Annotated in this window: 8 protein-coding genes; 3 read left to right on the top strand and 5 right to left on the bottom strand. The window is 71.2% G+C overall.

The genetic code is table 11. The features are described 5' to 3' along the window. Position 1 precedes the first annotated feature (1 nt). From FIF60_RS10275 to FIF60_RS10260, 4 genes are all read right to left on the bottom strand, one after another. A complete protein-coding gene (locus FIF60_RS10275; RefSeq protein ID WP_144185985.1) occupies positions 2 to 688 on the bottom strand; it encodes a Crp/Fnr family transcriptional regulator in 687 nt (228 codons plus the stop codon). A 70-nt stretch (positions 689 to 758) separates the two neighbouring features. Then, positions 759 to 2,132, bottom strand: a complete 1,374-nt coding sequence (locus tag FIF60_RS10270) for a TRAP transporter large permease (protein ID WP_144185984.1) — start codon at positions 2,130 to 2,132, stop codon at positions 759 to 761. Between the two features lie 21 nt (positions 2,133 to 2,153). Next, a complete protein-coding gene (locus FIF60_RS10265) occupies positions 2,154 to 2,756 on the bottom strand; it encodes a TRAP transporter small permease subunit (protein ID WP_158639159.1) in 603 nt (200 codons plus the stop codon). Between the two features lie 46 nt (positions 2,757 to 2,802). Further along, on the bottom strand, positions 2,803 to 3,876 hold the full coding sequence (locus tag FIF60_RS10260) for a TRAP transporter substrate-binding protein (protein ID WP_144185982.1): 1,074 nt from the start codon (positions 3,874 to 3,876) through the stop codon (positions 2,803 to 2,805). Between the two features lie 151 nt (positions 3,877 to 4,027). On the opposite strand from FIF60_RS10260, the gene FIF60_RS10255 reads away from it, so the two are divergent. After that, positions 4,028 to 4,489, top strand: coding sequence for a YybH family protein (locus FIF60_RS10255; RefSeq protein ID WP_144185981.1), 462 nt, complete (start codon positions 4,028 to 4,030; stop codon positions 4,487 to 4,489). Positions 4,490 to 4,493: 4 nt separating this feature from the next. On the opposite strand, the gene FIF60_RS10250 is transcribed toward FIF60_RS10255, so the two are convergent. Continuing rightward, entirely contained in the window at positions 4,494 to 6,101 is a 1,608-nt protein-coding gene (locus FIF60_RS10250) for a thiamine pyrophosphate-binding protein (RefSeq protein WP_144185980.1), read from the bottom strand. Positions 6,102 to 6,287: 186 nt separating this feature from the next. Here FIF60_RS10250 and mscL point away from each other — a divergent pair, with 186 nt between their 5' ends. Together mscL and FIF60_RS10240 are read left to right on the top strand one after the other, a co-directional pair. Then, entirely contained in the window at positions 6,288 to 6,749 is a 462-nt protein-coding gene (gene mscL, locus FIF60_RS10245) for a large conductance mechanosensitive channel protein MscL (protein ID WP_144185979.1), read from the top strand. Positions 6,750 to 6,851: 102 nt separating this feature from the next. Further along, entirely contained in the window at positions 6,852 to 12,008 is a 5,157-nt protein-coding gene (locus tag FIF60_RS10240) for an alpha-2-macroglobulin family protein (protein ID WP_144185978.1), read from the top strand. Positions 12,009 to 12,012: the final 4 nt, after the last annotated feature.

Genomic DNA, 12,012 nt, shown 5'->3' with positions numbered 1-12,012 from the left:
CTCACCCGCTGCGCGAGGCCTGCGCGCCTTCGAGAAGCCTGCGGTCGAGGATCGCGATCGAGGAGCCGGCGGCGGAGATCGCGCCGGCCGCCTCCAGCGCCGCGAGGGCGCGTGAGAAGCTTTCCGGGGTCATCCCGAGGTTCCGCGCGAGCATCGCCTTCGGCGCGGCAAGCTTGATCGCCGTCCCCTGCGTCCCGCGTGCGCTCTCTGCGAGCCAGCGGGCCACGCGGGTACGGCTGTCGTGCAGCTTCAGGTCCTTCATCTGGCCGATCAGCGCGCACCATTGCCGCGACAGCAGCGTCAGCATCAGCCGGGCCAGCGAGGCATCGGCCGCGAGCGCAGTGCGCACGGCGGCCGGGTCGAGCGTCAGTACGCGGGACGGCATGGTGGCGACCGCGCCGACAGGGGAGGGAAGCCCGAGAAGGTTCGATGGCACGGCGACGACATCGCCTTCGCCGAGAAGCGTGATGACCGTCGAGTGCCCGCCTTCGCCGCTCGCCGTCAGCGCGACACGGCCCTCGAGCACGAGATGCACCGGGGCGGGGGCGGCGCCCTCGGTCAGCAGTGCCGTGCCCTTGGGCACGTGGGTGGTGTGGCTGCCCGCGAGAAGCAGCCCGAGCCCGCGCTCATCCACCCCGTCGAGGTAGGGGATCGTGCGGGTCCTGAGGAGAGCTTGATCCTCCGCCATGCCCGCATCGGTAGAGGATCGTGCCGGGGCGTGCGTTGATGCGGATCAACCCGGCCCTTTCGGGCCAGGGCTACCGGGCAGCCCCGCCATAGACCTCCCTCGGCAGCCAGAGGGCAAGTTCGGGGAACTCGAACACCAGGAACACGCAGAGAAGCTGGATCGCGACGAAGGGAAGGATGCCGAGGTAGATGTCCCGGGTGCTGACCTCCTTCGGCACCACGCCCTTGAGATAGAAGAGGCTGAACCCGACAGGCGGGGTGAGGAAGGAGGTCTGGAGCATCACCGCGAACACGACCACGAACCACACGGGGTCGAAGCCGAGCGCCTTCACCACCGGCGCCACGAGCGGCAGGAAGATCAGGCTGATCTCGAGCCAGTCGAGGAAGAAGCCTGCGACGAAGGCGATGCCGAGGATGACGATGATGATCCCCTCGGGCCCGAACGGCAGCGAGCGGAGCATGTGCGCGATGAACTCGTCGCCGCCGAGGTTGCGCATCACCAGGGCGAAGGCCGAGGCGCCGAGGAAGATCGCCATGATAAACGCGGTGGTCGCGGCCGTCTCGTAGGACACGTCCTTGATGCAGCGCCAGTCGAGCCGGCGATTCCAGGCCGCGAGCAGCATCGCCCCGAACGCGCCGACGCCCGAGGCCTCGGTCGCGGTCGCGATGCCGAAGAAGATCGTGCCGAGCACGGCGAGGATCAGCGCCGCGGGCGCTGCCATCGAGAGAAGCGCATCGAGCACGATGCGCGCCGTCATCGGTGGCGCATCCGCCGGCGGCGGGCCCATGCCGGGGAAAAGATGCGTCACCACGATGACGTAGAGCATGTAGAGCACGCCGAGCAGAAGCCCCGGGATCATCGCGCCCATGAACAGGTCGCCCACGCTCATGGCAAGCTGGTCGGCCATGATGACGAGCATGATCGAGGGCGGGATCAGGATCCCGAGCGTGCCGGACGCGGCGATCACCCCGGCCGCGAGGCGCTTGGAGTAGGAATAGGCCAGCATCAGCGGCATCGACAGCGTCGCGAGCAGCACCACCGAGGCGCCGACGATGCCCGTCGAGGCCGCAAGCAGGATGCCGATGCAGCATACCGCGATGGCGAGTCCGCCCTGCAGGCTGCCGAAAAGACGCGTGAAGGACTGCATCAGCCGGTCGGCCACGCCGGACCGGTCGAGCATCAGCCCCATGAACACGAACATCGGCAGGGCGACGAGCACCGAGTTCTGCATCTGCGACCATATTCGGTCGACGATGACGGAGAACCGCGCCCAGCTCGTCAGCAGGTAGGTGTCGAGGTCGGCATACTCGCTGCCGTAGATCGCGATGACGACGAACCAGAACGACACGCCGGCGAGCACCCAGGCGATGGGGTAGCCGGTGAAGATCAGAAGGATGAAGCTCGCGAGCAGGATGATGACGAGAAGCTCGTAGGTTTCGAGCATGGTGTGGGGTCCCTCGCCGCGTCAGGCGGCGCGCTGGCGGAAGAGGAAGTTCGCCACGCGCAACAGCCGCGCGAGCGCTGCGGCGAGCAGGAGCAGGAACGAGACGATCATGAAGCTCTTGATGATCCAGCGCCCCCCAAGCCCCCCCGGCGAAGGCGAGACCTCGTTGAGCGTGATCGAGCGCTCGACGAAGGGAGCGGCATGGATCAGCACGAACACGCAGAAGGGGATCAGGAACAGCAGTGTGCCGAGGAACTCGATCCACGCCTTGCGGCGAAGCGGAAAGTGCTCGGCCAGCACGTCGATCCGCACATGGTTGCCGCGCACCATCGCGAAGGGAATCGCGACGAGGAACCCCGCGGCGTAGAGGTGCCACTGGAGTTCCGTCAGCGCCGTTCCCGGGTTCGAGCCGAAAATCATCGCCATCACCCGCGTGATCGGCGGGGCGTAGCGCTCGAGCACGCCGACCATGATCACCAGCACGAGCAGAAGCCAGGCGAAGGCGAAGATCTTGCCGACGAGCAGCACGGCACGCTCGATCGCATCGGCGGCGGGGCAGGGGGGAAGCCCCGCGAGATATCCTTTTGCCTCGGCGCCCTCTTGCAGTCCGACGAACTGCGTCACGGCCTCCCCCCTTTTCCCTCGGCCGCCCGGGCGTCGCCGGCGCGGCTCAGCGGATCGGCCAGTCGCGCGGGAGGTAGCCGAGCTGCTTCCAGGCCTGATGTTCGTCCTGGAACTTCCGCATGCTGTCGAGAACGCGCTTGAAGTCGGCATCGCGCGCGGCCTGCTCGTCGAGCACCGCGTTGGTCGCTTCCTGCAGCCGCTTCAGCACGTCCTCCGGCAGCCGCGCGACGGTCACGCCCTCTGCCTTGAACTTGGCGAGAACAGCGCCCTGCAGTGCCTCGGCGCGCGCCATCGCGAAGGCGACGCCGGCCTGGCAGGCGGTCTCGATCATCGCCTTGGTGGGCTCCTGCAGCTTGTCCCACACGCCCTTGTTCACATAGAGGAACTGGTTCGTGGTCGGCTGGTGGAAGCCGGGAAGGTGCAGGAACTTCGCCACGCGCTGGAAGCCGAGCTGCTCGTCGACCGTCGGCAGGCTGAACTCGGTTCCGTCGAGCACGCCGCGCTCGAGCGCTTGGTAGAGCTCGGGGCCCGGAATGAGCTGCACCGAGGCGCCGACGCGCTCCCAGATGCGCCCGCCGAGGCCCGCGGCACGGAAGCGCAGGCCGCGCACCTGGTCGAGATTGGTGATCTGCTGGCGGAACCAGCCTGCCCCCTCCGGTGCGATCGCGCCGCAGAAGATCGGAACGATGTTGTGGCGCGCGTAGATCTCGAGCAGCATGTCCTTGCCGCCATGGAACCAATACCAGGCGGAGAATTCGAGCGCCTCCATCCCGAACGGCGTGGCGCCGTAGAGCGCCGAGGACGGCACCTTGCCGATCTCGTAGCCCATCCAGGAATAGCCGGCGTCGACCTTACCTTCGCTCACCGCGTCGAACACGCCGAGAGCCGGAATGACCGAGCCCGGCTCCTGCACGATGAAGTTGATGCGCCCGCCGGACATCCGGTTGAGCTGCTGCGCGACGTAGGGAAGCGTGTCGCCCAGCGCGGTGAGGTTCGATCCGAACGCGATCGGCACGCCCCAGCGCACGCGTTCCTGCGCGCCGGCCGGCGCAGCGGCAAGCGTGGCCGCGACGATGGCAGCGGCGCCGATGCCCCTCACCGCCCGTGACAGATGGACCATTCGCCCGTCCTCCCTGGTTATTTGGGTGTACCGATTAGTGGCACGGCCGCTCGCGGCGCCGCAATGACCACCTTCCTGTCGCGCGGGCTTTGCCGCGGAGCCTCTGGCTGTCATCGTCCCACCCCTCGAAGAGGCGGATGGAGAACCGGGCATGGCGGAAGAGCGTGTGGCGGCGGAGGCGGACCTCGCGGGGGTGAAGGCGTGGTTCGCCGAGCTCGCCCGCCACGTCGAGGCGGTGGACTATGCCGCAGCGCGCCACCTGTTCGCGCCCGACCTGATCGCCTTCGGCACCTTCACCGACTTCATCGATGGCCGCGATGGTGCCGAAGGCGAGCAGTGGCGGAACGTCTGGGGAACGATCGACGGCTTCGCCTGGCGGCTCGACGGCGTGCGCGCGCTCGTCTCGCCCGACCGGCTGTTCGCCGTCGGCATGGGCGTTTGGGATTCGACCGGCTACCGCGAGGACGGCACGAGGTTCGACCGCCGCGGCCGCGCGACCGTTTCGTTTCGCCGCGACCGCCCGGGAGACCCCTGGGTCGCGACGCACACGCATATGTCGCTCTTCCGCGGCACGCCGGACCGGTCCTACGGCACCAAGCCCGCGCGATCCTGACCGGTCATCCGCGGATGGCGGCGATCTGCGCGGGATAGGCCGAGGGGTCGATCCGCACGTCGATCACGCTCGGGCCATCCTGAGCGAAGGCCTCGTCGAGCGCCGCGCGATAGGACTCGGCCGTCTCCACCGTGGCGCCCCGGCAGCCGAGGCCGCGCGCCACCTCCGCGAAGCCGGGATGCGCCCAGCCGAGGCTCTCGTCCGGCACCGGCCTGCCTGCCTTCTTGAGCTCGATCAAGCTCAGCCGCCCGTCATTGAACACGACGACGACGATGGGCAGCCGGTTCTCGACCGCGGTCGCGATCTCGCCGAGGCACATCATCAGCCCGCCATCGCCGGTGAAGGCGACCGTTCGCCGCCCCGGCTCGGCAAGCGCGGCGCCGATCGCCGCCGGAAGCGCGAAGCCCATCGTGGCGAGCCCATTCGAGATCAGCAGGTCATTCGGTTCGCGCGCCGGCCAGAAGCTCGTGGCGCTGAACATGTGCGCACCGGCATCGACCGTCACGCGCGGGTTGATCGAGGCGGCGCGTGCCGCGTCTGCTGCGATCGTGACGACCTCCGAAGGCGCCGGGCGCGGTCCGTTCGCCCGCGTGGCAAGCGCACCGCGCCAGGCCGACACCGAGGCGGCGATCCTGCCGGGGGACCACTCCGAGGGTCGTGCTTCGGGGGCGAGCGCGGCAAGGCTTGCCCCGACATCGCCGATCAGGTCCGCGGCCGGGGTGACGTAGTGCGGGCTGCGCGGGAAGCGCGCGATGTCGATGACCGGCGCGGGGTATCGCCACCGCTGCGGGATGAACTCCACCGGGTCGGCGCCCGCGAGCAGGATCAGGTCTGCCTCGGCGAGAAGTGCTGCCTCGGCGGCCCCGCCGGTGAACACGCCCGCGAACAGCCCGTCCGCGTCGCCAACGACGCCCTTTGCCTTGTAGGTGACGAACACCGGTGCGCCGAGGGCGCGCGCGAGCGTCCGGAGCTCCGGCGCCGCGTCACGCGCCTCGAGGCCGGCGATGATGGCGGGCCGTTGCGCCCCAGAAAGAAGACGGCGTGCCTGCTCAACCGCCTCGCGGGGCGGCGCGGCTGTCGGCGGCGTGGTGATCGCGGCCGGGGCGGCCTGCACCCTGGTCGCCTCGTCAGTGATCTCGAGAAGTGCTGGGCCGCGGCAGGGGCCTTCCATCGCCGCGGCGAGCCGGGCGAGGCAGGTCGCGGCGTCCGGCCCTTCCGCGATGGCCCGGCCGCGCACCAGCGGCGCGGCGATCGCGCCATGGTCGATCACCTGGTGGGTCACGTAGCGGCGCTGGCCGGGCGTGAATCCGTCCGACACCAGGAGGACCGGGCAACGGTCGAGGTCGGCATGGGCGAGACCGGTGACGGAGGCCGCGACGCCGGGCCCGCGCGTGACCAGCACGACAGAGGGACGCCCCGAGACCTCCGCGGCGGCGGCGGCCATGAACATCGCCCCGCTCTCCTGCCGCGCCAGCGTGAAGGCAATGCCCTGCCGCTCGGCCGCGACGATGAGATCGAGGCTTGAGCCGCCGCCCGGCATGCCGAACATCCGCCGCACCCCGAGCGAGGCAAGACCCGCGGCAATGGCATCGGCGGCCGTTGTCGTCTGCAATTGACCAAATCTCCCTGGTGCAGCGGTTGGCCGCGACCATAGCGTTCCCGGCCGCTTCGGGACATCGGCGTTGCCGCAGGGCAGGGCGGAGCGCCGGGGCGGAGCGCGTGCTTGCCGGGCCCGCCGCCCACGGTCTTAACTTGCCCCCAGGCCATCATGCCGGAACAAGAACATCGGGAGAGGGAAATGCAGACTCCCTTGCAGCACCTGCCGTCGCAGCCAGCCTGGGTGAAGGAGTTCAAGGCCTTCATCATGCGCGGCAACGTGATCGACCTCGCCGTCGGCATCATCATCGGGGCGGCGTTCACGGCGATCGTCGGCTCGCTCGTCACCGACATCTTCAACCCGCTCCTTGGCATGCTGTTGGGCGGGATCGACTTCTCCAACCTCTTCATCGTGCTCTCGGGCGAGCGCCAGGCGACGCTGGAGGCAACGCGCGAGGGTGGTGCGGCGGTCATCGCCATCGGCGTGTTCATCAACGCCTGCATCAATTTCATCATCGTCGGCTTCGCGATCTTCTGGCTGATCAAGGTGCTGTCGCGCTTCAAGGAGAAGCAGCCCGACGCACCGCCGCCGGGGCCGACGACCAGCGAGGTGCTTCTGGCGGAAATCCGCGATCTCCTGAAGTCGCGCACGCCACAGCCCTAGGCAGCGCGGGGCAAGCGGGGCGGCGGCGGTGGACGCCGCCTCCCCGCCTCTGCAATCCTTTGCCTCCCAGCACCTTCCGGGTGCCGAACGAGGATGCGTGCCATGCGGAGCCTCCAGCAAGCCGGGCGCCTTGCGCGCCGCCTCGTGCTCGCCTTCCTCGTTCTGCCCCCGCTTCTTGCCGCCCCTGCCGCCGCCTTCGAGATCCCGGGCCTGCAGCGCGATTCCGATGCCTACGCGCAGAGCCTGCGGCCGGCAGCGCCGCCGACCGCCCAGGGCCGCGAGGCGGCCGACCGCCGGGTGGCCGAGGCCGCGGCGCGAAACGACTGGGCCGCTCTCATTCCCGCCCTCGAGGCGCGCATCGCTCTTGGCCAGGCGGGGGAGGCGCTCTGGCTCCGGCTCGCCGAGGCCTGGCAGCGTCGCAGCCCGCCCGATGGCGACCGCGCGCTGCAGGCGGCGTGGCAGGCCTTCATGGACGTTCCCGCCGGCGCGCCGGAAATCCCCTCGCTGCTGCGCATCTCCGATATCCTCGCCACCACGCTGAACCGCCCGGGCCTCGCGGCCGATGCGATGGCGGCCGTGCTCGAACGCGACCCCGGAAACGAAGCGCACCGGCAACGCCTCGCCGCCCTTCGCCGCGCGGCCGGCCTCACCGTCCGGCGCATCGCCGCCGAGCCGGAGAGCGACCCGCCGCGCGCCTGCATCGAGTTCGCCGGCGTTCTCTCGCCGCGGCGCGATGTCGTTTGGGCAGACTGGGTGCGCGCCGACGGTGTGCCCGCGGCTTCCGTCACCCGCGAGGAGCAGCGCCTCTGCGTCGCGGGCCTCGCGCATGGCCGCACCTGGCGCATCACGCTCCGTCAGGGCCTGCCTGGCGAGGACGACGTGCGGCTCGCTCGCGACGTGACGCTCGAGATCGCGATGCCGGACCGCGCGCCGCGCGTCATCCTGCAGTCTGGCGCCTTCATCCTGCCGCGCGGCGATGCCCCGCGCATGACCGTCGGCACCGTCAATCTCTCCGCCGTGGCGCTCAAGCTGTACCGGGTGGGCGAGCGCAATCTCGGCCTCGAGCTTGGGCCCGACGGGCGCGTCCTGAAGCCACTCGGCACCTGGGCGGCGAACGAACTGGCGGAAGGCCGCGGCACGCTCGTCTGGGAAGGCACGCTGAGCATTCCGTCCTGGCAGCGCAACGTCGCCGCGCGCACCACGCTCGACCTTGCCCCGATGCTCGGCAACGCCGCGCCTGGGCTGTTCGCGCTCACCGCGACCGCGGGCGACGGAACGCCCGTCCAGCGCTGGGGCGAGCTCGCAACGCAGTGGCTCGTGGTGACCGATATCGGCCTCACCGCGCTGCGCGGCGCCGATGGCGTGACGGTGCTTGCCCGCGGCCTGGGTGATCCGCGGCCGCTCGAGGGCCTGCGCGTGGCCTTGATCTCGCGCGCCAATGACGAGCTCGCCGCCGTGGCGACCGATGCGGACGGCGTGGCCCGCTTTCCCGCGCCGCTGACACGCGGCCGTGGCGGCGCTGCGCCGAGCCACGTCGTCGCCCGCGCGGAGGGGGGCGACCTTGCCTTTCTCGACCTCGCGCTCGCGGCGTTCGATCTCTCCGATCGCGGCGTCGAAGGCCGGCCGCATCCCGGCCCGCTCGATGCCTGGGCGTGGACCGAGCGCGGCATCTACCGCGCGGGCGAGACGGTGAACCTGCTCGCCCTTCTCCGCACCGGCGCGGGCGCGGTGGCGGACGTTCCCGTCACGGTCCGACTCCGGCGCCCGAACGGAACGATCGCGTCCGAGACGGTTCCGCAGCGCGGGCCCGGCGGGGCGATCCATCTCGCCCTGCCGCTCGCCGCCGGCGCGCCGCAGGGCGGCTGGACGATCGAGCTTCTGGCCGATCCTGCCGCGACGCCGATCGGCCGCGCGTCGTTCCGCGTCGAGGATTTCGTGCCCGATCGCCTCGCGGTCGAGCTTGCCGCGCCCGGGGCTCTCATCCCCGGCATGCCGCTGTCCGTGCCGGTCACCGCGCGTTTCCTCTACGGCGCGCCGGCCTCGGGGCTCGCGGCGAGCGGCGAGCTTCTCGTAGTGCCTGACCCGAACCCCTTCCCCGCGCTGGCAGGGTGGCGCTTCGGGCTCGTGGAGGACGCGCCGGAGCCGCTTCGGACGGATGTCGCGATCCCCGATACCGACTCCGCGGGGCGGACGGCCGCGCCGGTATTGCTGCCGCGCGCGCCCGACACGACGCGCCCTTTGCGCGCGACGCTTTCTGTCGCCGTCACCGAACCGGGCGGCCGGCCGACGCGCACGACCGTCGACTTCCCCGTGCGCAGCCAAGGCCCCTTCATCGGCATCCGGCCGCTGTTCGAGGGCGGCGCGGTTGCCGCCAACACCGAGGCTGGGTTCGAGGTTGCCGCCTTCGACGCCGAGGGAAGGCCTGTCGCCGCGCCGCGGCTCAGGCTGCGGCTCGTGCGCGAGCGCCCGGACTGGCGGATCGTTCTCCGCGAGCGCATCGCCCGCTATGAGACGGTATGGCGCGACGAGCCGGTTCAGGCGACCGAGCTCGCCGTCACGCCAGGCGTGCCGGCGCGCTTCGCTGCGACGCTCGACTGGGGCCGCTATCGCATCGAGGTATCGGACGCCGACAGCCTTGCCGCCACCTCCGTGCGGTTCCGGGCGGGCTTCGTTCCCTCCGCCGGCGCGGGCGATACGCCAGACCTTCTCGATGTGGCAGCGGATCGTTCCCTGTATGCACCGGGCGACGCCGCACGCGTGCGCATCGCCGCCCCCTTTGCCGGGCGCGCCACCCTCACCGTTCTGACCGACCGTGTTCACCTGATCCGCACGCTCGAGGTGCCGGAAGGTGGCGTGACGATCGAGGTTCCCGTCGATGCCGCCTGGGGGCCCGGCGCCTATGCGGCGGTGACACTGTTGCGCGGGCGGGCCGAGGCGGGTACCGGCCCCGTCCGGGCGCTCGGCCTTGCCTGGCTTGGGCTAGACCCTGCGCCGCGCACGCTGCCCGTCGCCATCGAGGCGCCGGACCTTCTGCGCCCGCGCGCCGACGCGACCATCACCGTTCGCGCGGCGCCCGGCGCTCAGGTCGCGCTCGCTGCGGTGGACGAGGGGATCCTTCGCCTCACCGGCCACGCCTCGCCAGACCCTGTCGCGCATTTCACCGGCAAGCGCCGGCTCGGCATCGATATCCGCGACGATTACGGGCGGCTGATCGCGCCGGCGGAGGGAGAAACAGGATTGCTCCGCCAGGGCGGCGACGAGGAGGGTGGCGGGGCTGGCCTGCCTGCGATTCCCCTGCGCATCGCCTCGCTCTTCGCAGGCCCCGTCGAGGCCGGCGCGGACGGCACCGCCCGGTTCCCGTTCTCCATTCCGGATGTGAACACATCGCTCCGCCTCATGGCTGTGGCGTGGGATGCTGCGCGAAGCGGTGCGGCGGCCTCGAGCGTTCCCGTTCGCGACCCGCTTGTTGCCGAACCAGCGCTGCCGCGCTTCCTCGCGCCGGGAGACGAGGCGCGGCTGCTCGTGTCGCTGCACAATGTGGAGCTGCCCGCAGGCGAGGTGCGCCTCTCCTTCGCATCGACCGGGCCTGTCGCGATCGACGGGGGAACGCAGACCGTCACGCTCGCCGAGGGCGGGCGCGGCCGAGCGCTGTTCACCCTGCGCGGGACAGGCGCGGGCGTCTCGGAGGTCAGCCTCCGCGCGGAGGGTCCCGCCGGCTTCTCCGCGACGCGCGTCTTTCCCCTCACCGTGCGCACGGCGCGACCCGCCGTCACCACCGTGTCGCGGCGCGAGCTTCCGCCTGGGCAGACGCTGACGGTGCCAGCCAACGCACTCGGCGCCTACCTCCCGGGAACGGGCCGCGTCACCCTGTCGGTCAACAGCGCCGCGCCGTTCGATGCCGCCGCGCTGATCCGCGCGCTCGAGGCCTGGCCCTATGCGTGCCTCGAACAGGTTGTCAGCGCCGGCCTGCCTCTGGTCTTCCTCGAGGATGAGGCGGTTGTCGGCGCCGATCGCGTCGCGCGCCTACAGGCGACGATCGGCGCGGTGCTCGAGAAGCAGCGCTATGACGGCAGCTTCGGCCTCTGGAGCGCGAACGATGCGCCGGAACCGTGGCTGACCGCCTACGCCACCGAGTTCCTTCTCCGTGCAAAGCGCGCCGGCGCGACGGTGCCGGACGCGCCGCTCGACGCCGCGCTGCGCTACCTTGCCGGAACGACGGAGGACAGCGCGCGCAGGCCCTGGCAGAGGGCTGCGCAGGCCTATGCGCTCTACGCTCTCGCGCTCGCCGGCCAGCCGCGCCCCGGCGCGATGCGGGTGATGGCGGACCAGGGTGCCGCGCTCCTGCCGTCGCCGCTCGCGCGCGCGCAGCTCGGCGCGGCGCTCCTTCTGTCGGGCGATCGCGCGCGTGGCGAGGCGCTGCTGCGCGACGCCGCGGAGAACCCGGCGCGGGACTGGTCGAGCGAGGATTACGGCTCCACCATCCGCGACGCATCGGCCATGATCGTGCTCGCGCGTGAGACGGGCGCGGTGACCGACCGCGTCGCCGCGCTGCTCGACCGGCTGCCTGCCGATGCGGTGCAGCCCGCGCGCACCTCGACGCAGGAGCAGGCCTGGGCGGTCGCCGCCGCCGCGCTTCTCGGGCGCGACGGCCAGCCCGCAGCCGTGACGATCGACGGCACCGAGCGTCCGCCAGCGCCGATCATCGCCGTCACGCGCGACGCGACATCGCTTCCCGTGGCGCTGCGCAACATCGGCACGCGCCCGATCTGGCCGGGTGTCGCGACGATGGGCATTCCCGCCCAGCCGCCGCCAGCAGCGCGCGACGGGCTCGTGATCCGTCGCAACTTCTTCCGACGCGACGGCACGCCGCTCAACCTCGACCAGCTTCGCCAGAACGAGGTGTTCGTGCTCGTGCTCGAGGGGAGGGCGGAGACGCGCATCGCGCACCAGGCCCTGCTCGTGCACGGCCTGCCTGCGGGGTGGGAGCCGGAAGCGGTTCGCCTCGGCCCGGGCGAGGTTCCCGCCTTCCCCTGGCTCGGCGAGTTGACGCGCCCGGTCTACGCCTCGGCGCGGGATGACAGGCTCGTCGCGCAGATCGACCTGACTGAGCGCGAGCCGGCGTTCAAGCTCGCTTTCCTTGTCCGCGCCGTTACCCCGGGGCGGTTTGAGCTGCCGGGCGCCATCCTCACCGACATGTACAAGCCGCGCTTCTTCGCCCGGCAGACGACCGGGCGCATCAGCATCGCGCCGGCCGAGTAGGCCG

It is taken from the genome of Elioraea rosea (assembly GCF_007644105.1).
In the GTDB taxonomy this organism is placed as follows: domain Bacteria; phylum Pseudomonadota; class Alphaproteobacteria; order Acetobacterales; family Acetobacteraceae; genus Elioraea_A; species Elioraea_A rosea.
Note: the sequence above shows the minus strand (reverse complement) of the source record. Positions and strands in the feature narration are given on the sequence as shown.